At 63.0% G+C, this 25,978-nt stretch carries 17 protein-coding genes and 1 pseudogene; 15 read left to right on the top strand and 3 right to left on the bottom strand.

What is annotated here, in order from left to right; genetic code table 11:
* The first annotated feature begins 35 nt into the window (after positions 1–35).
* The 3 genes from ACZ9IU_RS21415 to ACZ9IU_RS21405 all read left to right on the top strand — a co-directional run bounded on the left by ACZ9IU_RS21415 (position 36) and on the right by ACZ9IU_RS21405 (position 3,351).
* Positions 36–1,286, top strand: coding sequence for a LysR family transcriptional regulator (locus ACZ9IU_RS21415; protein WP_051899870.1), 1,251 nt, complete (start codon positions 36–38; stop codon positions 1,284–1,286).
* Between the two features lie 96 nt (positions 1,287–1,382).
* Complete coding sequence (locus ACZ9IU_RS21410) at positions 1,383–2,162, top strand: IclR family transcriptional regulator (protein WP_038546879.1); 780 nt, start codon at positions 1,383–1,385, stop codon at positions 2,160–2,162.
* A 175-nt stretch (positions 2,163–2,337) separates the two neighbouring features.
* Positions 2,338–3,351, top strand: coding sequence for an amidohydrolase family protein (locus ACZ9IU_RS21405; RefSeq protein WP_038546876.1), 1,014 nt, complete (start codon positions 2,338–2,340; stop codon positions 3,349–3,351).
* A gap of 54 nt (positions 3,352–3,405) precedes the next feature.
* On the opposite strand, the gene ACZ9IU_RS21400 is transcribed toward ACZ9IU_RS21405, so the two are convergent.
* Positions 3,406–4,209, bottom strand: coding sequence for an MBL fold metallo-hydrolase (locus ACZ9IU_RS21400; RefSeq protein ID WP_038546873.1), 804 nt, complete (start codon positions 4,207–4,209; stop codon positions 3,406–3,408).
* Positions 4,210–4,405: 196 nt separating this feature from the next.
* Between ACZ9IU_RS21400 and ACZ9IU_RS21395 the strand changes: the two genes are divergently transcribed.
* The 12 genes and pseudogenes from ACZ9IU_RS21395 (at position 4,406) to pbpC (ending at position 23,374) form a co-directional block, all read left to right on the top strand.
* On the top strand, positions 4,406–5,485 hold the full coding sequence (locus ACZ9IU_RS21395; RefSeq protein WP_038546872.1) for an acyltransferase family protein: 1,080 nt from the start codon (positions 4,406–4,408) through the stop codon (positions 5,483–5,485).
* 59 nt (positions 5,486–5,544) lie between these two features.
* On the top strand, positions 5,545–6,126 hold the full coding sequence (locus ACZ9IU_RS21390) for a DUF2239 family protein (RefSeq protein ID WP_038546869.1): 582 nt from the start codon (positions 5,545–5,547) through the stop codon (positions 6,124–6,126).
* A gap of 167 nt (positions 6,127–6,293) precedes the next feature.
* Positions 6,294–7,097: an SDR family NAD(P)-dependent oxidoreductase gene (locus ACZ9IU_RS21385; protein ID WP_038546866.1), complete on the top strand. Its 804-nt coding sequence runs from the start codon at positions 6,294–6,296 to the stop codon at positions 7,095–7,097.
* Between the two features lie 323 nt (positions 7,098–7,420).
* Positions 7,421–9,277 carry a TRAP transporter large permease gene (locus ACZ9IU_RS21380; protein ID WP_038549815.1) on the top strand — a complete coding sequence of 619 codons (1,857 nt, stop codon included), beginning with the start codon at positions 7,421–7,423 and terminating at the stop codon, positions 9,275–9,277.
* Between the two features lie 46 nt (positions 9,278–9,323).
* Entirely contained in the window at positions 9,324–10,343 is a 1,020-nt protein-coding gene (locus ACZ9IU_RS21375) for a TRAP transporter substrate-binding protein (protein ID WP_038546863.1), read from the top strand.
* A gap of 35 nt (positions 10,344–10,378) precedes the next feature.
* The gene (locus tag ACZ9IU_RS21370) at positions 10,379–11,254 is read left to right on the top strand and encodes an IclR family transcriptional regulator (protein ID WP_051899868.1); all 876 of its coding nucleotides are present in this window, start codon (positions 10,379–10,381) and stop codon (positions 11,252–11,254) included.
* 16 nt (positions 11,255–11,270) lie between these two features.
* Entirely contained in the window at positions 11,271–12,440 is a 1,170-nt protein-coding gene (locus ACZ9IU_RS21365) for an acetyl-CoA acetyltransferase (RefSeq protein ID WP_038546860.1), read from the top strand.
* Positions 12,437–14,068, top strand: a pseudogene (locus ACZ9IU_RS21360) (acyl-CoA synthetase); the annotation flags it as partial. The gene ACZ9IU_RS21365 and the pseudogene ACZ9IU_RS21360, both read left to right, overlap by 4 nt.
* Positions 14,069–14,200: 132 nt before the next feature.
* Entirely contained in the window at positions 14,201–14,941 is a 741-nt protein-coding gene (locus ACZ9IU_RS21355; RefSeq protein ID WP_367396524.1) for a PCC domain-containing protein, read from the top strand.
* Positions 14,942–15,691 carry an SDR family NAD(P)-dependent oxidoreductase gene (locus ACZ9IU_RS21350; protein WP_038546857.1) on the top strand — a complete coding sequence of 250 codons (750 nt, stop codon included), beginning with the start codon at positions 14,942–14,944 and terminating at the stop codon, positions 15,689–15,691.
* Positions 15,692–15,828: 137 nt separating this feature from the next.
* Entirely contained in the window at positions 15,829–21,276 is a 5,448-nt protein-coding gene (locus ACZ9IU_RS21345) for an alpha-2-macroglobulin family protein (RefSeq protein WP_038546854.1), read from the top strand.
* A 16-nt stretch (positions 21,277–21,292) separates the two neighbouring features.
* Positions 21,293–23,374, top strand: a complete 2,082-nt coding sequence (pbpC, locus tag ACZ9IU_RS21340; protein ID WP_038546851.1) for a penicillin-binding protein 1C — start codon at positions 21,293–21,295, stop codon at positions 23,372–23,374.
* A gap of 876 nt (positions 23,375–24,250) precedes the next feature.
* Here pbpC and ACZ9IU_RS21335 read toward each other — a convergent pair.
* Together ACZ9IU_RS21335 and ACZ9IU_RS21330 are read right to left on the bottom strand one after the other, a co-directional pair.
* Positions 24,251–25,111: a dipeptide ABC transporter ATP-binding protein gene (locus ACZ9IU_RS21335; protein WP_244447449.1), complete on the bottom strand. Its 861-nt coding sequence runs from the start codon at positions 25,109–25,111 to the stop codon at positions 24,251–24,253.
* The gene (locus ACZ9IU_RS21330) at positions 25,108–25,977 is read right to left on the bottom strand and encodes an ABC transporter ATP-binding protein (protein WP_080719237.1); all 870 of its coding nucleotides are present in this window, start codon (positions 25,975–25,977) and stop codon (positions 25,108–25,110) included. The genes ACZ9IU_RS21335 and ACZ9IU_RS21330 overlap by 4 nt, the downstream gene beginning before the upstream one ends.
* Between the last annotated feature and the right edge of the window lies 1 nt (position 25,978).

Genomic DNA, 25,978 nt, shown 5'->3' with positions numbered 1-25,978 from the left:
CTGCCGGGAGGAGATTGGCAGGGGAGGACAGATACGTGGACTATCCCAATCTGCGCCATATCCGTCTTTTCTGCGCCTGCCTGCGCACCGGCTCGCTGACGCAGGCGGCCGATATCGTGGGGGTGACCCAGCCGGCGGCATCGCAGGCGATTTCCCGGCTTGAAGAACTTTTCGGCACCAAGCTTCTCGAACGCGGTCCCGGGCATGCGATGGTGACGCCCGAGGGGCGCGTCGTCCAGGCCCGGTCGCTCAGGGCGCTCGATCTTATCCGGACCGGCTGCCAGAAACTCCAGGCGGATTCCGGCTCGCGCGGCTCCGGTGCGGACGCGCGGCTGACGATCTCCCACCTGCGCGCCCTGCAGGCCTTTGCCCAGACCGGCGGCTTTCCGGGTGCCGCGCGCATCCTCGAACAATCGGGTGCTGCGGTTCAGCGCACCGCGCGCAATGCAGAAGCGATCCTCGGTGCAAACCTTTTCGAGGCCGACGGCCGGACGACGAGGTTCACCAGCGCCGGCCGTGCCGTTGCCCGCTGGGCCGGCCTTTCGCTAAAGGAACTCGGCAACGCCACCGAGGAAGTGCAGGAGCTGCGCGGCAAGTTCGATGGCCTTGTATCGATCGGCGCGCTGCCGATGGCGCGTACCACCATCGTGCCCGATGCTATTGCTTCGCTGGCCCTCACCCATCCGCTGGCACGGTTCGAGATCCTCGAAGGCAGCTACGAACAGCTCCTCAGCGATCTGGAGATGGGACATATCGATTTTCTGATCGGCGCGCTGCGCAGCCGCCTGACGCCGTCGCTGGTTCAGGAGCCGCTTTTCGATTTCCGCCTCGCGGTTGTCGCCGGTTCCGGTCATCCGCTGTCCGGCAAGGCGGATGTCTCGGCAACCGAACTTGCTTCCTACCCATGGGTCGTGGCCCGCAAGGGCACCCCCAACCGTAGAACGTTCGATGCCCTGGCGGCGACGTTTCCGGATGGACCGCAGACGCAGGGAACAGTCGAGACCGGCTCACTGACGGCGTTGCGCGGCATCCTGATGCAGACGGACCGGTTGGCGCTGCTGTCCCGTCATCAACTCCGGCACGAATTGAAGGCCGGGTTCCTGACGCTTCTAAATTATGAAGTGCCGGGAAAGCCGTTGTCGATCGGCATCACCACCCGCCGCAATTGGCAGCCGACCGCTCTCCAGGCGGAATATCTGGCGGCGATCCGGCGCGTGGTCGCGACGGAGGAGGCAGTCAGCACTCCTGGCGGCAGTCGCCTGCCTCCGCTGAAGGCGGCCGAGTAGCACCACTTGCCATTGCAGTTTTCGCAGTTATCGTTATTGCCGCATAGGTCCGGCCGGTCTGATGTCGCGCGCCGTCAGGAAAGAGCGGGAGCATCTTTGAGAAAAAAGGCCGTCAACAGTCTCGAACGCCTTCAGGCAGTGCTTGAGGTTTTTACCGAGGACCGTCTGGAATGGACGCCGGAAGAGCTGATGGAGGAGCTGGGCTATAGCCGGCCGACGCTCTATCGCTACCTGAAGATCCTGAAAGACAGCGGTTTCCTCACCTCCATGCCGAATACCGGCTTCACCCTGGGACCAAGGGTGGTGGAGATGGATTATCTCCTACGGAAGTCGGACAATCTCATCCTTTCCGGCGCGCCGTACCTCCAGAAACTCACGGGGCGATACGAATGCACGGCGCTTCTGGTGCGCTGGTACGGTGAAAAGATCCTCTGTGTCGATTCGATCAGTTCCAGCCGCGAGGCGATCAGCAGCTATCCGCGCGGGCGGCCGATGCCGCTCAGCCGCGGCGCGATCGGCCGCTCCATCGTCGCCTTCCTGCCGCGCCGCAATCTGCTGCCGCTGATCAATCGCACGCTCGACGACTGGCAGGCGGCAGGCGCCGGCGATACGGTGGAAGCTGTCCTGGACGGGCTGAAGTCGGTGCGCAAGAAGGGTTACGCCGTGGCCCATGGCGAAGTGACGCCGGGCGTCGTCGGTTTCGCAGCGCCTATCTTCGATGCGGGCCAGAGCCCCATCGCCAGCTTTTCCGTAACGATCGCTCAAGATCAGGTCGGCGGCTCCACCGTGGAGGAGATCGGCCGGGAAGTCTTGTTCGCAGCCGGCGAGATCACCGCCGCGCTCGCCTCGCATCGACATAGAATTTCAAGCCGATAATCTCATATTGCAAGAAAATGTGTTGACTTTCGGCGACCGCCTTCGCATTTTGCCGCGACGGAGCATGGCAGAGATCTCGACATCGCTCGGCTCGCGGATTTTTTAAACGCCTCTGGGCACCGAACTTCCCTTAAGTTCGCGGTGCCGTAGCAGGGATAGACAGGAGGAGCATTCCATGAAGAAGATCGACGCTTTCAACCATATCTGGCCAAAGCCCTTTTTCGACAAGCTGATCGGCTATATCGGCACGATGACCGACGTCACCATGCGCTCGGGCGCGGTGCCGATGATGACCGATCTCGACCGTCGTTTCCAGGTGATGGACATGTTCGGCGGCGACTATCAGCAGGTCCTGTCGCTCGCTTCTCCGCCGCTTGAAAAGTTGGCCGGCCCCGAGCGCGCCTATGACCTCGGTCGGATCGGCAACGATTCCCAGAAGGAACTGTGCGACAAATATCCGGAACGCTTCCCGGCCTTCATCGCCACCGTGCCGATGGAAAACCAGGAATGGATGATGGCGGAAACCAAGCGGGTCGTCGAAGATCTCGGCGCCTGCGCGGTCCAGATCTTCACCAACTACAGCGGCAAGCCGCTCGACCTGCCGCAGTTCGAGCCCTTCTTCGAATATATGGCAAAGTCCGGCAAGCCGGTCTTCCTCCACCCGTCACGTGGCGCCAACTTCCCGGACTACCTGACCGAAGACCGTTCGGAATACGAGATCTTCTGGACCTTCGGCTGGCCGTATGAAACCTCGGCGGCAATGGCGCGCCTCGTCTTCTCGCGCATCTTCGACAAGTACAAGGGTCTCAAGGTCGTCACCCACCACGCCGGCGGCATGGTGCCCTTCTTCGAAGGCCGCGTCGGTGCCGGCTGGGACCAGATGGGCAAGCGCACATCCGACCGCGACCTCTCCACCGTGCTGAAGGCGCTGGAGCGCCCGCATCTCGAATATTTCAAGGAATTTTATGCGGACACGGCGAGCTTCGGTTCGACCAAGGCAATCGAGCACGCCATCGAATTTTTCGGTGAAGACCGGGTGCTTTTCGCGTCCGACGCGCCGTTCGATCCGGAAGGCGGCCCGATGTACATCCGCGAGACCATCAAGGTTCTCGACAACATGGACATCTCCGATGCCACCCGCCAGAAGATCTATGAGGGCAATGCCAAGAAGCTTCTCGGGCTGAAGTAAACGATCCGGTTTTCGGAATTATCGAACGCGCGGGTGACAACACCCGCGCGTTTTTCATTTGGAAAGCCGGTCGATATAACGCCTGGCGGAGCGGGCGACGATCGCCTGCCCATCCTGGCGGACATTCTGGTGCGAAAAGGCGCCGTAGATCCGCTCGAACGGCCAGGGCGTCAGCCGCTCGGCGACATCCGCCACCTCCGCGGCGCTGAGCGGCAGCATGTTGGGATAACTCCACATGAAGGAGACATGGTCGGTGCCCGGCGTGACCTGAACGATATCGCCGGCGAGCAACACGCCCTTGCCGTCCTTTCCCGTCCAATGCAGCACGGTGCCGCCGGCAAAATGTCCGCCGCCATGGACCAGCGTGACGGAAGAGGAGAGCACCAGCGCGTCCTCATCCCAGAGCCGGACGTAATCAGATGGGCGGCAGATCCATTCCTTGTCGGCGGCATGCAGATAGATCGGCGCGTCGAAGGCCGCGGCCCAATCCTGCATGGTCGTGTAGTAGTGTGGATGGGAGATCGCGATGGCGCTGAGGCCGCCCAGAGCCTGAATGATCTCCCTCGTCGCCTCGTCCAGCAGCGCGATGCAATCCCAAAGGATGTTTCCCGCCGGCGTGCGAAGCAGCAGGGCGCGCTGGTTGATGGCGAAGGCTGGAGCGGTCTGGATCGCCATCAGATCCGGCTCGAGCTGAACCCAAGCATTTCGATGCGTCCGTGCAAGCTTTTCTGTCGTCGTCCAGGCCTGGCCGGAAGGCGGTATATATTGGCGCTCGTCTGTGCAGATAGGGCACGCTTCCGGCGCCTCTTCGGCCTCCGCGAAGGAGGTGCCACAGGCGCCGCAGAGAAAAATCGACATCGAAACCTCCCTCAGGATCTTGTGTGGGTCCTGTCATGAATTTGATAGGAAACGATATTCCGCAAGGAAAGGGAAGTCCTTGGCGTTACCTGAGGCAGTCCAATCGGATACGCTCGTATTCTCGGGATGGATTCACCTTTTCCAAAGGCAGGTGCGATAGGGTCTGGCCTTAAGCTATTTCACCCCAGAGGATCGGATGACGGCCCCGAAGACGCCACGGCTGCTGAACCTGGATATCCTGCGCCTCGTCTCGGCGCTGATGGTGCTGACGTTCCACTACGGTTTTCGCATGCGGATTTCCGGCGAGGGTGGCGGTATCGGCTTTCCGGAACTCGCCCCCTTTGCCATGTGGTTCGATGTTGGGCTGCTGATCTTCTTTGCCATTTCCGGCTATGTCATCACCATGTCGGCGGAAGGCCGCACGGCCTATGATTTTGCCGCCGGTCGTTTTGCCAGGCTCTGGCCGACCTTCATCGTCTGCGCGACGATCACTGCCGCTGTGCTCGCAGTCTGGCATGTGCCGACCTTGGATCCGCCGACGGTCAGGCAATGGCTGGCGCATGCCGTCATCATCTCGCGCGGCCTCGGCCAGCCCTTTCTCGACGGTGCCTATTGGACGATCGCCTACGAGATCATCTTCTACTTCTGGGTTTTCCTGCTCATTGCCACCGGCCTTTTCGAGCGCGGCTGGCGCGTTGTCGTGCTGGCGTGGCTGGCGATTTCGATCGTCAACGAGGCCTTCATCGGCAGCGGCGCGATCCAGAAATTGCTGATCACCGAATATTCCGGCTATTTCGCCTTCGGCCTGGCGCTCTACAAGGTGAGGCAGCATGTTTCCCCTTCGAGCCTCTGCGTGCTCGCCGCCGCCGTCTGCTGGGCGATCGCCACACCCTTCCTGACCGAACCGGATTTCGTCGCAACATACGGGCTGAGCCGCAGTGCCGTCGGGCTTGCGCTGATCGGGCCGCTGGCGCTTGCAGCGGTTGCGGTCTGCGCCACGGCGCCGTCGCTGCGCATTTCTCCGGCATTGGCGATCGGGCTCGGCGGTCTCACCTACCCGCTCTACCTGCTGCACCAGAATATCGGTTACGCCGTGTTTGCCCGTTTCGGCACGGAACAGAACCGCTGGCTGGTAGCCGTGGTGCTGATAGCCGTCCTGCTCTTCGTCGCCTGGGTGATCGCAAGGACCATCGAACCGGTGGCGCGGCGGGCGATCATCCGCGCTGCCGGTCATCTTCGCGACAGTTTGGGGCGCCTCAGACAGCGGACCGCCTGATCCTGATTGACGGGTTCATTTTACCCGGGTAAATCTTCCTTTCAAGACAGAGGAAGCAGATGACGAATTTTCATTGGACGGCGTTTCGAGGTGAAAACCGCATTGCGGGCGGATCACCAGCGGAAGTCGTAACGGCGATCAAGGCCGGTGGCCATGAAAGCGTTCTGGTCTTCGACGATGCGACCGGAAAGCCGGTCGATCTCGATCTCCGCGGCACATTCGAAGATTGTCTCAGTCGCCTTCCCAAGGATGATGCGGAGCCTGTCGAGCCGGTGGAGCGGCGGCCCGGCCGGCCGAAGCTTGGCGTGGTGCCACGCGAGGTGACATTGCTGCCGCGGCATTGGGAATGGCTCGGTCAGCAGCCGGGCGGCGCCTCCGTGGTGCTGCGCAAACTCGTCGACGCAGCACGTGCCGCCGGTAGTGCGGGAGATGATAGGCGCCGGGCTCAGGAGGTCGCCGATCGTTTCATGCGGGCGCTCGGCGGGGATCAGCCGGGATATGAGGACGCGGCGCGGGCGCTTTATGCGGGGCAGGAGGATCGCTTCAGGGAGTTGACGGAGAGCTGGCCGAGGGATGTCCGGGACCATGCCCGATATCTCAGCCGAGGCGCATTCGGGGCCGGCTTTACCGAAGAAAGATAACGCCAGCTATTTCGGGTAGTCGCCGCCAATGGCCGCCGACATCAGGCCGTTTCGAGTAGTCGGGTACTTTTTGAACATGATCTGTCCGCGATTGAACATGGACCGAATGAAAACCGCACCCTAAGTTGTTTCGAGCCGCCGGGGAGGGTGGCTCGGAGGAGCAATTTATGGATCGCATGAAGAACAAGGTCGTTCTCGTGTTCGGCGCTGGTTCGGTCGGCCCGGGTTTCGGGAACGGCAAGGCCGCCGCCGTCGCCTATGCCCGCGAGGGCGGCAGCGTCGTCTGCGTCGACGTTGATCTCGATGCAGCGAGGAACACGGTCGACGTCATCGAATCCGAGGGCGGCTTAGGTCTGGCGCTCGCCGCCGACGTCACCAGATCCAGTGATATTTCTGCCGTAGTCGAAGCGACAATGGAACGTTTCGGCCGTATCGATGTGCTGCACAACAATGTCGGCATCAACCTGCCGGGCGGTGTGGCGGAGGCAACCGAAGAGAGTTGGCGCAAGGTGATGGACGTCAACCTGACCAGCGCCTTCCTCACCTGCAAGGCCGTTCTGCCGATCATGGAGAAGCAGGGCGGCGGGGCGATCATCAATATTTCCTCGCTCGCCTCCATCCGATGGACCGGCTATCCCTACGTTTCATATTATGCATCGAAGGCGGCGCTGAACCACTTCACGCGCGCGATTGCGATCGAATATGCGGCCAAAGGCATCCGCGCCAACGCGATTCTTCCGGGCGTGATGGATACGCCACATATCCAGAAGCAGATCAGCGGCTATTATGGTTCTGCCGAGGAGATGAAGGCCAAAAGGGACGCGCTTTCGCCGATGAAACGGCAGGGGGATGGCTGGGATATCGCCTGGGCCGCGGTTTTCCTCGCATCCGACGAGGCGAAATACATCACCGGCGTGGAACTCCCGATTGACGGCGGGCTGCATGTGACGGTGTCCGGTAGCTTGAGCTGAGGCGATCCAAGGTACGGTGTAAGCCAGTCCATACTATGGATCGTCTTTCAAGTTTTATCATCTTCCGGCAAATTCAAGCTTGCCTAATTTAACTGTTTTCAGCAAACTCCGGCAACTTGAGGAGAACAAGATCCAGATAATGGACCACTGCGGATGGCTGGAGGAGCCGGACGCCGGGAGAAGAAGCGGTGACGCCGGAGAGGGTGTTGTCCGCCTGGATTTGCGGCCTGGCCGCGATCGATCCGGAGCGTTTCTTTCGCCTGTCCCCTTCGCAGCATAGAGGAGGATGACGCGTGACGGCAGCCCAGAATACAATCGACCCCATGGACGAGGCTTCGCTGCTCGCCGGTCTCGAAGGCGTGGCGCCGCAGCAGAGCGGTTCCGTCTGGATGCGGCCGGTGGAGGCGATTGCCGCTGCGCTTCTCGTCGGGATCATCGCGCTTCTATTGGTCGGGGTTATTTCCCGCTACGTTTTTTCGCTGCCGATCGTCTGGATCGACGAGGTGGCATCGATCTCTTTCCTCTGGCTTGCCATGCTCGGCTCGGCCATGGCCGTCGACCGCAGCGAGCATCTGCGGCTGACGCTCTTCGTCGGCATGCTGCCGGAAAGGGTGCAGGGATTGGCCAACACGCTGGCCCTGCTGCTGATGGCGCTTTTCCTCGGCGTGATGCTGCGGCCGGCTTATGAATACGCGATCGAGGAATCCTACATCACCTCGGCGGCGCTCAATATTCCGATGAGCTTTCGCGCTGCGGCCCTGCCCGTTGGTGTCGGGCTGATGTTGATCCTCGCGGTTATCAACGCGCTGAAAGGATCGACCTTGAGGCAGGTCGCGATATCGGTGGTGGTCATCGCCGTCGCGACCCTGCTGCTCTGGCTCGTCGGGCCGGGCCTCAAGCAGATCGGCAACTGGAACATCCCGATCTTCCTCGTCGGTTTCGTGGCGTTGTTTCTTGTGCTCGGCGTGCCGATCGCCTTCTGTTTCGGCCTTGGGACACTGGCATTCCTGACGTTCACGACCTCCGTGCCGGTGTTCGTGATGATCGGCCGCATGGACGAGGGCATGTCGAGTATCATCCTGCTATCGGTGCCGATCTTCGTGCTGCTTGGCTGCGTGCTCGATGCGACCGGCATGGGCAAGGCGATCGTCGAGGTGCTGGCCTCGCTGCTCGGCCACGTGCGGGCCGGGATGTCCTATGTCCTGCTCGGCTCGATGTTCCTGGTGTCCGGCATTTCGGGCTCCAAGGTCTCCGATATGGCGACCGTCGCACCGGCGCTGTTTCCGGAGATGAAACGCCGTGGCCACAAGCCGCCGGAGATGATCGCGCTGCTGGCGACCGGAGCGGCGATGGCGGAAACCGTGCCGCCGTCGATCGTGCTGATCGTGCTTGGATCCGCCGCTGGCGTTTCGATCGCGGGGTTGTTCACGTCCGGTTTTGCGATCGCCATGGTTCTGCTTCTGGTTCTCGCGATCCTGGCGCGCTGGAAGGCACGGCACGAATCCATGGCCAGTGTTCGCCGCGCGCCGCTTTCAGTGATCAAGAAGGCGTTTCTGGTCGCCGCCCCGGCGCTGGTGCTGCCGTTCCTGATCCGCACCGCCGTCGGCGAAGGCATTGCCACCGCGACGGAGGTTTCGACGATCGCCGTCCTCTACGCGATGATCATCGGGGCGACGCTCTACGGCGGTATCAGCCTGAAGAAGCTCTATGAGATGCTGGTGGAGACGGCGGCACTTTCCGGCGCAATCCTGATGATCCTGGGTGCCGCGTCCGCAATGGCCTGGGCGCTGACCCAGACGGGGTTCGCAGCCCAGCTTGTGCAGGCGGTGCAAGGCCTGCCAGGTGGTTGGCTGACCTTCATGGGCGTCACCATCCTGATCTTCATGGTGCTCGGCTGCGTGCTCGAGGGTCTGCCGGCGATCGTGCTGATGGCGCCGATCATGTTTCCGGTCGCTCGTTCGCTCGGCATCAACGACATCCACTATTCCATGGTGGTGGTGACGGCGATGAATATCGGCCTGATGACGCCGCCGATCGGCATCGGTTTCTACATCGCCTGCAAGATCGGCAATGTTTCGCCCGACGAAGCGATGAAGGCCATCTGGCCCTATATCGGCGCGCTGATGATCGGCCTTCTGGTGATCGCAGCCGTGCCCTATTTCTCGACCGCCTTTCTCTAGAGGCTGTGAGGCAAAAAACTGGGAACTGAATTCGGAGGAGGATTTCATGAACGTCAATCGCAGAACGCTTCTTTTGGGCGCGGCCACGACCGGCATCGCCACGACCTTTTCGATCCGCACGCGGCCGGCCAATGCCGCCGAGTTCACCTATAAGTTCGCTAACAACCAGACGCTGACGCATCCGATGAACACTCGCGCCAAGGAGGCTGTCGCCAAGATTCTGGAGGAGAGCGGTGGTCGCATGGCGATCAATATCTTCCCGTCGAGCCAGCTCGGCGCCGATACGGACATGCTGAACCAGGTGCGTTCCGGCGGCGTCGAAATGTTCAGCCTGTCGCCGATCATCCTGTCGACCCTGGTGCCGAATGCCTCGCTCAACGGCGTCGGTTTCGCGTTCCCGAGCTACGACAAGGTCTGGCCAGCCATGGACGGCGAACTCGGCAAGTATGTTCGCGGCGAGATCGAGAAGAAGGGTCTGCTGACGCTCGAAAAGATCTGGGACAACGGTTTTCGGCAGATCACTTCGTCCAAGGGGCCGATCGAAAAACCGAAGGATCTCGAAGGTTTCAAGATCCGCGTGCCGGTCAGCCCGCTCTGGACCTCGATGTTCACCGCCTTCGATTCGGCGCCCGCCAGCATCAACTTTGCCGAAACCTATACCGCATTGCAGACCGGCATCGTCGACGGACAGGAAAATCCACTCGCCATCCTGACGACGGCAAAGCTGTTCGAGGTGCAGAAATACGTCTCGATGACGAACCACATGTGGGATGGTTTCTGGATTCTCCTCAACCGCCGCTCCTGGCAGGCGCTGCCGGCAGATCTGCAGGGGATCGTCTCTAAGCACTTCAACGCCGCCGCCGAGCTGCAGCGCAAGGACGTCATGGGCCTCAACGCCACCGTCCAGGCCGAACTCGAAGGCAAGGGCATGAAGTTCAACAAGCCGGACGGCGCGCTTTTCCAGGAAAAGCTGCGCGCTGCCAATTTCTACAAGGACTGGAAGTCGAAATACGGCGACGAGGCTTGGGCGATCCTCGAAAAGGCCATCGGCAAGTCATTGAGCTGATCGGTGGCGGCCATGCATCTGATGGGAAACGGCATATGCAACAGGTGATCGAGATCCCCTCGGGTCTTCGGGAAGGTGCCGTTTCCGGCTCGCAGGCTGTGGAGCGGGCGCTGCAGCTTCTCTCTATCGTCGGCCGCGGCGCGGAAAAGGGTGTCGCGCTCGCCGATGTGGTCGCCGATAGCGGCCTCAACAAACCCACTGCCCGACGGCTGCTGATGGCGCTGATGCGCTCCCGCCTCGTCGAACAGGACGAGCTTACCCGCCGATATTATCTCGGCGGCGAGCTTTACGTGCTCGGCATGCTGGCCTCTCGCCGGCACGGCCTTCTGGAAATGGCCGGCGAAAGCCTGAAGCGGCTTTCCGGCAAATCGGCCGACACGAGCTTCGTCTCGATGCGGCGTGACGACTACGCCGTCTGTCTGCATCGCGAGGAGGGCACGCATCCGGTGCGCACCCATGCGCTGCTGACCGGCGACCAGAACCCGCTCGGTGTCGGCGCCGGTTCGCTTGCGATGCTGGCGGCATTGCCGGATGCGGAGGTCGAGGCGGTCCTCGGCCGCATTGAAGGCGTCATTGCCGCGCAATATCCGGGCTATTCGCCTCAGATTATCCGAGAGGATGTCGCCCGCTCACGCGAACTCGGTTACGCGCTCAATCCCGGGCGAGTCATCGCCAATTCCTGGGGGATCGGCATGGCGATCCTGCTGCCCGACGGACGGCTTGCAGGAGCGTTGTCGATTGCCGCGATCGACAGTCGCATGGGTGAGGCGCGTCAGAAAGAGCTTGTCGGGCTGCTGGCTCATGAGGTCGAGCGGGTGCAGGGCAAGCTGAAATTGCTGTTCAGTTCGGAGAAACCGGCGCTTCGAAAGGCGCCGCAAGCGGCACGGTCGAGAACACCGGAACGGGTTTGAAACGAAGGAGAAGGTCATGGCAGGAGCGCAGATCGTCGGTTGGGCGCATTCGAAGTTCGGCAAGTCCGAAGCGGGCTCGACGCGGGAATTGATGGCCGAGGTGATCAATCCGGCGCTTGAACATGCCGGCATCACGGCCAGGGATGTCGACGGCATCTTCGTCGGCGTATTCAACAACGGTTTTTCCAAGCAGGATTTCCAAGGCGCCCTGGTGGCGATGGCGGCCGACGGGTTCGACCATGTGCCGGCGGTGCGGATGGAGAATGCCTGCGCCACCGGTTCGGCGGCGCTTTATACAGCGCTCGACTTCATCGCTGCCGGCCGCGGCAAGATCGCGCTGGTCGTCGGTGCCGAAAAGATGACCGCCCTGCCCACCAAGGAAACGGGCGATATCCTGCTGTCGGCCTCCTACCGCGAGGAGGAAGCGGATGTCGAAGGCGGCTTTGCCGGCCTCTTCGGCCGCATCGCCAGCCATTATTTCCAGCGTTATGGCGACCGATCGGAAGAGCTGGCGATGATCGCGGCCAAGAACCACGCGAACGGCATGAAGAACCCCTATGCGCATATGCAGAAGGATTTCGGCTTCGATTTCTGCAACACGGTGTCCGACAAGAACCCCTATGTGGCAGCGCCTCTGCGCCGCACCGATTGCTCGCTGGTGTCGGACGGTGCGGCCGCCCTGGTGATTGCGGCGCCCGACGTCGCGGCCGGCATGAAGCGCGCCGTCGCGTTCAAGGCGCATAACCATGTCAACGATATCCTCGCCATGTCGCGTCGCGATCCGATCGCCTTCGACGGCGCGCGCATGGCCTGGCAGAAATCACTGGCCGAGGCGGGCGTGTCGCTGGACGACCTGAATTTCGTCGAGACGCATGACTGCTTTACGATAGCCGAACTCATCGAATACGAGGCAATGGGGCTTGCCGAGCCCGGCGAGGGTTACCGCGTTATCCGCGAAGGCATCACCCGCAAGGATGGCCGTCTGCCGGTCAATCCGTCTGGGGGCCTGAAATCCAAGGGCCATCCGATCGGCGCGACCGGCGTTTCGATGCACGTCATGGCAGCGATGCAGCTCTGCGGCGAGGCGGGCGACATGCAGCTGCCGAAGGCGACGATGGCCGGGGTCTTCAACATGGGCGGTGCTGCCGTCGCCAACTACGTGTCGATCCTGGAGCGGACGAAATGAATGCGACGACCTCGGTTGCCGTCGGCGATCAGGCCGAACCGAAGGGTGGCCTCAGCCCCCGCTCGACGCGGGTGGTGAACCTTGCCCGCTTCGTGACGCAGGCGATGCGCCGCGAACCGCAGGGCGTTGCGCTGGTCTGGGCCGAGAAGACCTGGACCTGGGAAGAGTTCGAGACCCGCATCGACGCGATGGCTGCGGCGCTGCAGCAGCGTTTCGGGGTGGCCAAGGGCGACCGCATCCTGGTCCAGTCGCAGAACTGCAACCAGATGTTCGAGAGCATGTTCGCCTGTTTCCGGATCGGCGCCGTCTGGGTGCCGACCAATTTCCGGCAGACGCCGGAAGAGGTCGCCTATCTCGCCAAGGCGAGCGGCGCGACGGGCCTGATCTGCAACGCCTCGTTTCCAGATCATGCGCGGGTGGTGCGGGAGAACAATCCGGAAATCGGTTTCGTCATTGCGATCGGTGCAGCGGATTTCGGTCCATCCTATGACGCGATCGTCGAGGAGTTCCGCGGCAGGAAGCCGGCCGAAGCGCGGGTCGAGCGCGACGATCCCTGCTGGTTCTTCTTCACGTCGGGCACCACCGGTCGGCCGAAGGCGGCGGTGTTGACCCACGGACAGATGGCCTTCGTGATCAATAACCATCTCTGCGACCTGATGCCCGGCGTGACCTCCGCCGATGCGGCGCTGGTCGTTGCACCGCTCTCGCATGGCGCGGGCGTGCATCAGCTCACCCAGGTGGCGCATGGGGTGAAAACCATCCTGCTGCCGACCGAAAAATTCGATATCGACGCCGCCTGGGCGCTGGTCGAAAAGTGGCGCGTGTCGACGATGTTCACCGTGCCGACGATCCTGAAGCTGCTGGTCGAGCATCCGGCCGCCGAGAAATACGACCATTCCTCGCTGCGCTACGTCATCTATGCCGGCGCGCCGATGTATCGCGAGGACCAGAAGCGGGCGCTGAAGAGCCTCGGACCGGTCATCGTGCAATATTTCGGGCTAGGCGAGGTGACGGGGGCGATCACCGTCCTGCCGCCAGCCTTGCATTCGGCCGAGGACGGCGAAGCCGCCAGGATCGGGACCTGCGGCATGGAGCGCACCGGCATGCAGGTGTCGATCCAGAACGATGCCGGCGAGGAGGTCGCGCCATACGAGACCGGCGAAATCTGCTGCATCGGCCCGGCGGTCTTCGCGGGTTATTACGACAATCCGGAGGCCAACGAGAAGGCGTTCCGCAACGGCTGGTTCCGCACCGGCGACCTTGGCCATATGGATGCGGAGGGTTTCCTCTACATTACCGGCCGCGCCTCGGACATGTACATCTCCGGCGGTTCGAACGTCTACCCGCGCGAGATCGAGGAAAAGCTCCTCACCCATCCGGCAATCAGCGAGGTGGCCGTGCTCGGCGTGCCCGATCCGCTCTGGGGCGAAGTCGGCATCGCCGTCTGTGTCGCCAAGCCCGGTTCGGCGGTGACCGAGAAGGACCTGTTCGCCTTCATCGACGGCAGGATGTCCCGCTACAAGATGCCGAAACGCTTCATCTTCTGGGACGCGCTGCCGAAATCCGCCTATGGCAAGATCACCAAGAAGATGATCCGCGAAGAACTGCAGGCGCGCGGCGAGCTTGACGATAAGTCGGCTAACGATCTGCCGGGGCTGCGCCAACTCAAGCATCCGGGCCCTGTCGCACCGATCAGGCGCGAGGCGGTGCGAACCGCGCTGAAGCCGGTCGAGGGCGTGCTGCGGCCGGGAGAGGTTTTCATGGCCGAGGTGGCGCGCGTCTTCGCGGAGGCGGGCTGCAAGGGTGGTTTCCTCAATATCGAAGATGGGGCCTGCGATCCGTTCCGTTATGTCCTGCCGGCCTTCTCGCCGGACGAGGATCATGCTGCCTGGTACAGCGCGACCTTCGCGCCGCAAGCGGGCGGCAAATTCCAGTCGGCGACCGCGATGGTCGGCGAGCGGGACGGCGCGCCGTTCCTGCATTGCCACGGCATCTGGGATACCAGCGGAGGGGCTCTGCGCATGGGGCATGTGTTGCCCTTCGACAGCATCGTCAGCCGTCCGATCACGGTCAAAGGTTATGGCAGCGCCACCGCGACCTTCTCTTCCATTCCCGATCCGGAAACAAATTTCACGCTGTTTTCCGCCAAGGGCGAAAGCGGCGAGGGCAACGGCATCCTGCTGCGGGTGCGCCCGAACGAGGATGTCGGGATAGCGATCGAAGACGTCTGCCGGGCACATGGCATCGAGAGCGCCCGCATCTACGGCATCGGCAGTATCAACGAGCCCGTGTTCGAGGATGGGCGCCGCGTGGTCTGCCTCGCGACCGAGATCGCCATCGAGAACGGCGTGCTCGAAATGACGCCGGATGGGCTTCAGGCCTCGATCGATGCCGCGGTCGTCGATACGGATGGCGTGATCTATCACGGCAGGCTGGCGCGGGGCGACAATCCGGTCGGCGTCACCTTCGAACTGGTCATCATCGACAATCGGGAGAGCTGAATGCGCAGCGTCGTCGTCACGGGTGCGGGATCGGGTATCGGCCTTTCGACGACGGAGCTTCTGATCGAAGCCGGATGGCATGTGCTGGCCGCCGACCGCGATGCTGCGGCGCTTGGCCGGTTGGCGGAACGTCTCGGCAATCGGGCCGGTCTCCTCACCACCGTTCTTCTCGATATCACCGACGAGAAGGCGATCGCCGAACTGGCGGAACGCTGCCAGGCTCTTCAAAACCCGCTGCAGGCACTGGTCAACAGCGCCGGTGTCGGTTCGAATGTTCGGTTCGCCGATACCACGACCGATCAGCTCCGGCGGATCTATGAGGTGAATGTCGTCGGCGCGTTTGCGCTGTCGCAGGCACTGGCGCCGATCATGCGGGAAAACGGCGGCGGGTCGATCGTCCACATCGCCTCGGTCTCCGGCATCAAGGGCAATCTCGGCCGTTCCGCCTATGGCGCGTCGAAGGGCGCGCTGGTGACGCTCACCAAGATCATGGCGGTCGAACTTGCCGACGACCTGATCCGCGTCAACGCCATTGCGCCGGGTCCGATCGAGACGCCGATGGTCAAGGAGAACCACACGGCGGTGACGCGTGAAGAGTGGAAGCGCACCGTGCCGATGCGCCGCTACGGTCGGCCGGAGGAGATTGCCACGGCAATCGCCTTTCTCGTCGACGAACGCCAATCCTCCTATGTAACCGGCCAGATTCTGGCCGTCGACGGTGGATTCACGGCTGCCGGGCTGATGGCCTGAACCGTTCCGGCACGACATTCGTCATATGACAATCTCTTCACGAAAATAGGCGGCCCGACGCGTCGACGCTCGTTGACAAGTCACGGGATAGATTAGAAAACTGCCGACTTCCGACGGCAGCCACGGGGGGACTTTCAATGTCTAGGCGCGCGTTATTCGGCTTTCTCGCTCTCATCGTTTCCGCTTTCGCTCTCGTCTCGCCGCTGACTGCGGCCGACCGGCGGATCGAAAGCACTCCGAACAGCGATTATCTCGGTTTCGATCTTCGAACCGTGAAGAATGTCAGCCAGCCCCAGTGCGAGGCGGCCTGCATCGGCGACAATGCCTGCAAGGCTTTCACCTATAACGAGAAAGCCAAATGGTGCTTCCTCAAGTCGGATTACAGCCAGCTCAACCCGTTTCCGGGTGCGACCGCCGGCAAGATTGTCGTAACCGCCGTTGAACCCGATATCGGCGCCCCGCCAAAACTGTCTTTCCTCTCGGAAGAAGTCCTCCAGCAGGCGCGCGATCAGAAGGATGGCCTGACGCTTGGCGACAACCAGCAGGGTTACGGCGTCGAAAATTTGAAGACGATCGCCCAGGGCCAGGTTCTGGCCGGCAATATCGATACGGCCGTCTACAATTTCAAAGGCGCGCTCTCGGTCATCCCCGACGACGGTGCGCTGTGGATCGAGCTTGCCCGTGCTGCCAGCACCGCGAAGAACAACACCACGGTCGACGGCGAAGGCACGCTTGCCGCCGTCAACGGCTACCAGCTTTCACGCACGACGCAGACCCGCGCCGATGCGCTGGCGGTTCTCGGGGCCGCGCTTGCCAAGCAGCAGAATTATCGCGCCGCGCTCAATGCCTACAAGGCGAGCCTTGCGCTGGTGAATGCCCGCACCGTTCAGGCCGCCTATAACGACCTGCGTGAACGCCAGGGTTTCCGCATGACCGGCAACACGGTCGATGCCGACAGCGCCAATCCGCGCGTCTGCGTTCAATTCTCCGAACCGCTGGTGAAGATCGGCGTCGATTACGCGCCCTTTGTCGTGCTCAACGGCCAGGCGCCGAAGGCGATGGAGGCCAAGGACAGCCAGATCTGCGTCGAAGGCCTGACCCATGGACAGCGCTACAAGCTGTCGCTGCGCCGTGGCCTGCCCTCTTCCGTCGACGAGCCGCTCGCGGCACAGGTCGATATCGATGTCTACGTCAAGGATCGTTCGGCGACCGTGCGGTTCACCGGCGACAGTTTCGTGCTGCCGTCGACCGCGCGCCGCGGCATTCCGATCGTCTCGGTCAATACCGAAAAGGCCAATCTGAAGCTCTACAGGGTGGGGGACCGCAGCATCGCCCCGCTGCTCGCCAATTCGCAGTTCCTGACCCAGATGGACGGCTATAACGCCACCCAGATCCAGGAGCAGAGCGGCGAACTGGTCTGGCAGGGCACGATCGATATCACCCAGGATCTCAACAAGGACGTGGTGACCAGCTTCCCCGTTGACGAGGCTCTGCCGACCCGCAAGCCCGGCGTCTACATGCTGACGGCGGCCGCCGCCAATGCGCCGAGCCAGGAATACGATACCAAGGCGACGCAATGGTTCGTGGTGTCGGATATCGGTCTCACCACCTATGCCGGCACGGACGGCCTCAACGTCTTTGCCCGCTCGCTCGGCAGCGCCAAGCCGATGGCCGGCGTCGACCTGCAGCTTCTCGCCAAGAACAACGAAATCCTCGGCACGGCGAAGACCGATGCGGATGGCCGCGCGGTGTTTACCGCCGGCCTGATGCGCGGCACGGCGGCGATGGTGCCGGCCGTGCTGGCGGCCCAGAACAACGGCCAGGACTATGTCTTCCTCGACATGGCCCGTGCCGGCTTCGATCTGTCCGACCGCGGCGTGACGGGCCGCCCCGCACCCGGCGCGATCGATATCCTGCCCTGGACCGAACGGGGCATCTATCGCCCCGGCGAAACCGTGCATGCCTCGGCGCTTGCCCGCAATATCGATGCGACGGCGATCGAGAACCTGCCGCTGACGTTCGTCTTCCTGCGCCCTGACGGCGTCGAGGATCGGCGCATCGTCAACAACGGCTCGCTCGGCGGTTATGCGCTCGACCTGCCGCTGCTTGCGACCTCGATGCGCGGCACCTGGACGATGCAGATCTTCACCGATCCCAAGGGGTCGGCAATCGGCGAAAAGACCTTCCTCGTTGACGACTTCGTGCCGGATCGCATCGAATTCGACATGACCAGCGACGCCAAGGAAATCGCGGTCGGGGAGCCGGCGCCAGTCAATATCGACGGCCGTTATCTCTATGGAGCGCCGGCGGCCGGCCTCAATCTCGAAGGCGAGATTGCGCTGAAGACGACGCGCGAAAATCCGGCCTTCCCGGGCTACCAGTTCGGCCTCGTCGATGAAGAGGCGAGCGAAGCGGTTCGCATTCCGCTGGAGGCGCTCGAACCGCTCGACGACGACGGCAAGGTTACTTTCGACGCGACTGTTGCCGAAGCGCCGTCGACGACGCAGCTCGTCAACGCCGATATCGTCGTGCGTATGCAGGAGGCGGGCGGCCGAGCGATCGAGCGTTCGATCACCCTGCCGGTCAAGGCTGAAGGCGCGCGGATCGGCATCAAGCCGGAATTTTCCGGCGATCTCGGCGAAAACTCGGTCGGCAACTTCACCGTGATCATGGTGGACGCGGCCGGCAAGAAACAGGCAGTTCAGAACCTGCCCTGGAAACTGGTCAAGATCGACCGCGACTATCAATGGTATCGCGACGGCTCGTCCTGGCGGTATGAGCCGGTGACCCGCACCAGCCAGGCTGCCAACGGCACGGTGAATGTCACGGCCGACGGCGGCAAGGTTTCCGTTCCGGTCAAGTGGGGCCGCTACCGGCTCGAGGTCGAAACCGCCGATATCGGCGGACCCACGTCCAGCGTCGAATTCGACGCCGGCTGGTTCGTGACCGCGACCTCGACCGAAACCCCGGATGCGCTGGAAATCGCGCTGGACAAGCAGAGCTACAAGGTCGGCGAGACGGCCAAGCTCAAGGTGTCGTCGCGTTACGCCGGCGAGCTGATGATCACCTCCGGTTCGGAGAGCCTGATTGCGGTCAAGACCGCGAGCATCGGCGCAAATGGCGGCGAAGTCGACATCCCGGTCACGGCTGCCTGGGGTGCCGGTTCCTATGTCACCGCGACGCTTTATCGTCCGGGCCAGGCGCAGGAAAGCCGCATGCCGATGCGCGCCATCGGCGTCACCTGGCTGAAGGTCGATCCGGAAAACCGCGATCTGCAGGTGTCGATCACAGCGCCGGAAAAGACGCTGCCGCGCCAGCCGCTGAATATCTCGCTGCAGGTCGCCGGAGCGGGCGCCAATCAGGACGCCTATGTCACCGTCGCTGCGGTTGATGTCGGTATCCTCAATCTGACGCGTTACCAGCCTCCGGCGCCGGACGACTGGTATTTCGGCCAGCGCCGCCTCGGCCTCGAAATCCGCGACCTCTATGGCCGCCTGATCGACGGCTCGCTCGGCGCCACCGGTCGGCTGCGCACCGGCGGTGACGGCGGCAACGCGGCGTTGCAGTCGAGCCCGCCGAAGGAAAAGCTGATCGCCTTCTTCTCCGGTCCGGTAAAGCTCGATGCGCAGGGCAAGGCGAATGTCTCCTTCGACATTCCGCAGTTCAACGGCACGGCGCGTGTCATGGCGGTTGCCTGGTCGAAGACCGGCGTCGGGCATGGCGTCAAGGACGTGGTGATCCGTGATCCAGTCGTGGTGACAGCCAGCCTGCCGCGCTTCCTGGCGCCTGGCGACCAGACCAATCTCAGGCTCGACATCGCCAATACCGATGCGCCGGCCGGCGATTACCAGCTCGCCATCACCACCAACAAGCCCGTCTCCGTCGATCAGAAGGGGACCGGAAAGATCACGCTCGCCGCCGGCGGCAAGTCGGATGTCACGCTGGCGCTTCGCGGCGTCGAGCCGGGCGACGGGTCGATCTCGATCCGCCTTTCGAATGCGTCGGGCATGTCGCTCGACCAGGTGCTCGATATTCCGGTGCGGCCGGCTGCCATGCCGATCACCCAGCAGCGGCTTGTCGAGCTGAAGCCGGGCTCCAGCGTCACGGTCGATGCCAACCTGCTCGCCGACAGCATCCTGCCGGGTGCCTCGATCAGCGTGAATGTCAGCCGCTCCACCGCCTTCGACATTCCGGCACTGCTGATGAGCCTCAGCCGGTATCCCTATGGCTGCGCCGAACAGACGACCAGCCGCGCCTTGCCGCTTCTCTACCTCAGCCAGATGGCGGTGCAGAACGGTCTTGCCGACGATACGGAGGTCAAGAAGCGGGTGCAGGATGCTATCTATCGCGTGCTCTCCTACCAGTCCTCGGCCGGCAGTTTCGGCCTCTGGGGTCCGGGCGGCGGCGATCTGTGGCTCGATTCCTACGTGAGCGACTTCCTCAGCCGGGCCCGCGAACAGGGTTACGACGTGCCTGAACAGGCGCTCGTCCAGGCTCTCGACAGCCTGCAGAACTCGCTCGGCTTCACCAACAACGTCAAGGATCAGGGCAACGAGATCGCTTATGCGCTCTATGTGCTCGCCCGCAACCGCAAGGCCGCGATCAGCGACCTTCGCTACTATGCCGACACGATGCTGAACGATTTCCCGACACCGCTGGCCAAAGCCCATATCGCTGCGGCGCTGGCACTTTATGGCGATGCGCAGCGGTCAAAGAATATCTTCGCGGCCTCGCTGCAGATGTCGCAGGACGCGCAGATCCACCGGGTCAGCCTGTCGCGCTCGGACTATGGCTCGTCCTTGCGAGACGGCGCCGCGGTCCTGGCGCTCGCCGCCGAAAGCCGGCCGGTGCCGCCGATCGTTCCGGCGCTCGCCACCATCGTCGCCAAGGAGTGGGGGCAGAAGAAATACACCAGCACCCAGGAACAGACCTGGATGCTGCTCGCCGCCCGCGCGCTGCAGAACGGTGACGACGGTCTGCGCCTGCAGGTCAACGGCGCCGATCATCGCGGCACGCTGATGTCGCAGATGACCGGCGATGCGCTGATCGGTCATCCGCTGACCGTCAAGAACAACAGCGCCGATCCGCTGTCTGCCTCGATCACCACGGTCGCGGCGCCGGCACAGCCGCTGCCGGCCGGTGGTGACGGGTTCAAGATCACCCGCACCTACTATTCGATGGACGGCGAGGAAGCGAATGTCAGCGAAGCGCAGCAGAACCAGCGTTATGTCGCGGTGATCAAGATCACCGAGAGCAACAACTGGCCGTCGCGCATCGTCGTCACCGACCTTCTGCCGGCCGGGTTCGAGATCGACAATCCGAGCATCGTCAACAGCGCGAGCCTTGCCAATTTCGATTGGATCGAGGAGGTGCAGGCAGCCCATACCGAGTTCCGCAACGACCGGTTCGTTGCGGCCTTCGACCGGAGCGCCGGCGACAACCGCGAGATCACGCTCGCCTATGTGGTCCGCGCCGTGACCCCCGGCGTCTACGATCATCCGGCTGCCCAGGTCGAGGACATGTATCGTCCGCAGTTCTCGGCCCGTACCGCAATGGGCAAGATGGAGGTGCTTGCCGCCCAGTAAGCGGCAGCTCGTTCCGATGAAGCTCAGGTGGAAACTTTCGATCAGTCTGGCTATCGGTCTCGTCGTTGCGGCTGGGCTGATCGTCGGCTTGGAAGCCGCCGACAGGGCCTATCCGCCGCCGCTCGAAAAGGCGCGGGTGGTTTCCGCCGAAGTGCTGGATGCGGATGGCGAACTGCTGCGCGCCTTCGCGACGCCGGAAGGCCGCTGGCGGCTTCGCACGACCATCGAAAACGTCGACCCGCGTTTCCTGAAAATGCTGGTCGCTTACGAAGATCAGCGCTTCTATGAGCATGCCGGCGTCGATCCTTGGGCGCTCGGCCGCGCCGTGCTGCAGCTCGTCACCAACGGTCATGTCGTCTCGGGGGCTTCGACGCTGTCGATGCAGGTGGCGCGGCTGATCGAGCCCCGCGAGAGCCGCTCCCTGACGGCAAAGCTCCGCCAGGTCGTGCGCGCGGTCCAGATCGAGCGGCGGCTGTCCAAGAAGGAAATCCTCGAACTCTACCTGACCCACGCGCCCTATGGCGGCAATCTCGAGGGTGTGCGGGCCGCAAGCCTTGCCTATTTCGGCAAGGAGCCGCGGCGGCTGACGGTGGCGGAAGCGGCTCTTCTTGTCGCCCTGCCGCAATCACCGGAGGGCCGGCGGCCGGACCGGCATTTCAAGATTGCTCAGGCGGCTCGCGAGAGGGTGCTGATGCGTTCGGCCGTGGCGGCGATCACTGGCGACGGCGAAGCGGAGCGGGCGGCGGGCGAAGGTATCCCGAGGCGCCGCCTGCAATTGCCGGCCTATGCGGCGCATCTCGCGGAAGCGGCGATCCGCAAGCAGCCGAAGATCGAACAGCACAAGACGACTTTGAAGCGCAGCATTCAGCAGGGGCTGGAGCAGGTGGCAAGGGAAGCCTCGGTCAAGCTCAGCCCGAAGGTTTCGGTCGCCATGGTGATGGCGGACATCACCACCGGCGCGATCGTCGGCGAGGTTGGTTCGGCCGATTATTTCGATGCGAGCCGCTCCGGCTGGGTGGACATGACGCGGGTCAACCGCTCGCCGGGCTCGACGCTGAAGCCGTTCATCTATGGCCTCGCCTTCGAGCAGGGGCTGGTGTCCCAGGAAACGATCATCGAGGACCGGCCGGCGGATTTCTTCGGCTACCGGCCGAAAAATTTCGACATGACCTATCAGGGCGATGTCAGCGTCCGCCAGGCGCTGCAGCTGTCGCTCAACGTGCCGGCCGTGCGGCTGCTCGATGCGGTCGGCCCGTCGCGGCTGATGATCCGCTTTCGCCGTGCCGACGTGCGGCCGGTCCTGCCGGCCAACGAGGCGCCGGGTCTGGCGATCGGCCTCGGCGGCGTCGGCCTCACGCTGAAGGACCTGGTGCAGGCCTATGCGGCGCTCGCCAATCGCGGCAATCCGATGCGGATCGGCAACGGCATCGAGGACCAGCCGGGCATGATCGACGGCGAGCCGCTTCTCGATCCGCAGGCGGTGTGGAACGTCGCCGATATTCTCTCGAATGTCCTGCCGCCGCAGGGCAGCCGAAGGCTCGGCATCGCCTACAAGACCGGCACGAGCTACGGCTATCGCGATGCCTGGTCGGTCGGGTTCGACGGACGTCATGTGCTGGGCGTCTGGGTCGGGCGGCCGGACAATGGCGCGGTGCCGGGCATTGCCGGTTATCAGACGGCAGCGCCGATCCTGTTCGAAGCTTTCTCGAAATCCGGCGTGCCGATCACGCCGCTGCCCTCGGCGCCGTCGGGTGCCGTGCGCATTGCGCAGGCCGAACTGCCGATCAGCCAGAGGCGATTCTCGATGACCGCGAACGGGCTGTTTTCCGCCTCGACGCGGGAGCCGGCCCCGCAGATCGTTTATCCGCCGGAAGGCGCAAGGGTCGATCTCGGAGCGCAATCGGGCGATATCTCGCCGCTGGTCCTGAAGCTGCAGGGCGGCCGCGCACCGTTCCGCTGGCTTGCCAACGGCAAGCCGCTCAGCGAGCTATCCCGTCGCCGGACCAGCGAATGGACGCCGGATGGCGCCGGTTATTCGACGCTGACGGTGATCGACGCCGCCGGCCGGGCCGCGAGTGTCCGGGTTTTCGTGGAATAGAAATGTCGGAGCTTCCGCAAGAGAAGGCATTCAAGCGTTCGCTCGCTTTCGGCCAACACTCTGGAGCCCCGCGCAGTCTCCTGCCGTGGTTTTCAAAGATCAGAGAGCCCACACGAATGCGGAACCTCGATTGATTTATTAATGGTGGCTCCGCATTCGCGTGGCCTTCGGCGTCTTTTCGGGGCTTCCGGCCCCTACAGGTGATCATCTCGCCTCGCTGCGTGGCTGTGTTCGCGGCTTCCTTTCGGGAAACCTTGCCACTTGCACGGCTCAACCGAACCGGACATGGCTGTCCGGGGGAGGCTTGATAGGCGGCTTGATCCGAAGACCTTGCCGCCATGGCTTTCACCTCTTCCACCATCCCCGCACGTTACGGTTCAAATGAAAGCGCCGGCTCCCGCCTGCCCGCGAACGTCTCGCGAAACACTCCGGCGACGGAAGCGAGCGGATTGTAGGCATGGGTTCAAAGGGCGGGGATGATGATGCGGTTAAGTCATTGGAGATGCTGGAAGGCGGCGATGAATTATCCACGGGCGAAAGCCAGAAGTAATCGGAGGCGTGCCTCGTCATACCCCCCTCTGTCCTGCCGGACATCTCCCCCTCAAGGGGGGAGATCGGCCAGAAGCGAGGTCTTACCCAACCAAAAGCCTTGAGCTTGCCGAACTCTCCCCTGCCAGCTTCCTGCCGTCGAACAATCAGAGAGAGACCGCAGAGCGCGCCTCCTTCGATCTCCCCCCTTGAGGGGGAGATGCCCGGCAGGGCAGAGGGGGGTATGATGGGGCACGACCTCTCTCAAATCGCCCAACAATTGAACCTCTTCAACACTCCGCGAAAATCGGCTTTCGGAAGTATGATGCAATCGCTTCGAAGGGCGTCCTAGGCTGCCGCTGTCGCCTTCTTCTTCGCCACACGAGCCCGGATGGACTCGATATCCGCCCGCGGTGTCGCCTTGAAAAGCGTGCGGGTATAGTCGTGCTTCGGATCCGAGAAGACTTCTTCGCGGGTGCCGTATTCCACGGCCTCGCCGAAATACATCACCATCACCTCGTCGGCGATGTAACGCACAACGGACAGGTCATGGCTGATGAAGACGTAGGTGAGGTTGAACTCGTCCTGCAGGTCGGCGAGCAGGTTCAGCACCTGGGCCTGCACCGAAAGGTCGAGGGCCGAAACCGGTTCGTCGAGCACGAGAAGCTTCGGGTTCATCATCAGCGCGCGGGCAATCGCGATGCGCTGGCGCTGGCCGCCCGAGAACATGTGCGGGTAGCGGTTATAGTGTTCCGGGCCAAGGCCGACCTTCTTGAGCATTTCGCTGGCGCGGTCGCGGCGTTCGCCGGCGGACATGTCGGTATTGATCGCCAAGGGTTCGCCGAGCACGTCGCCGATCTTCTGGCGCGGGTTCAGCGAACCATAGGGGTTCTGGAAGACGATCTGCACCTTCTGGCGCATTTCCGAGGTCAGGTGACCGGGGCGGGTGTCGACCTTCTTGTTGTCGATCAGCAGGTCGCCGGCGGTCGGTTCGTCGATGAAGGTCAGCATGCGGGCAAGGGTGGATTTGCCGCAGCCGCTCTCGCCGACGATCGCCAGCGTCTTGCCGCGTTCAAGCTTGAAGGAAACGCCCTTCACCGCATGGATGATCTTCTTCGGCTTGAAGAGGCCGCCCGGCAGTTCGTAATCGCGCTTGATGTCGCGCACTTCGAGTATGGTGTTGTCGGTCGCAGTCATGGTCTCGCTCATGCGCTTACCCCCAATCCCACCGCTGGGGCCGGTTCCGGATTGCCGTCGAAGAAGGCCGAAACGGTGGTGAGGCGGTCGCCGGTGGCGTTTTCCGGCAGCGCCGCCAGCAGCGCCTTGGTATAGTTGCTCTTCGGGTTTTCGAAGAGAGAAAGCACATCGGCTTCCTCCATCTTGCGGCCCTTGTACTGCACGATGACGCGGTCGGCAGTCTCGGCGACGACGCCCATGTCATGGGTGATCATGATCAGGCCCATGCCGTTCTTGGCCTGCAGCGCCATGATCAGATCGAGGATCTGCTTCTGGATGGTCACGTCGAGCGCCGTGGTCGGCTCGTCGGCGATCAGCAGTTTCGGATTGCAGGCGATCGCAATCGCGATCATCACGCGCTGGCACTGGCCGCCCGACATCTGGTGCGGAAAGTGGTTCAGCCGCTCTTCCGGATTGGGCAGGCCGACCTGGCTGAACAGTTCGATGGCGCGGGCGCGGCGGGCTTTTGCGTCGAGGCCGAGATGAATGCGCAGCACTTCCTCGATCTGGAAGCCGACCGTGAAACACGGGTTGAGGCTGGCGACCGGCTCCTGGAAGATCATCGCGATGTCCTTGCCGATCAGCTTGCGGCGCTCGGCCGGGCTGATGTTCTGGATGTCGCGGCCTTCGAAGAGCATGCGGTCGGCGGTGATCTTGGCAGTCCAGGGAAGAAGTCCCATGACGGCGAGCATGGCGACGGACTTGCCGGAGCCGGATTCGCCGACGATTGCCAGGACCTCGCCCTTTTCGACCGAGACGGAGACGCCGTCGACGGCGCGGAACCAGCCGGTTGCGGTTTCGAATTCGACGATGAGGTTGTCGATTTGCAAGAGCGCCATG

The organism is Mesorhizobium sp. USDA 4132, assembly GCF_056279545.1.
Note: the sequence above shows the minus strand (reverse complement) of the source record. Positions and strands in the feature narration are given on the sequence as shown.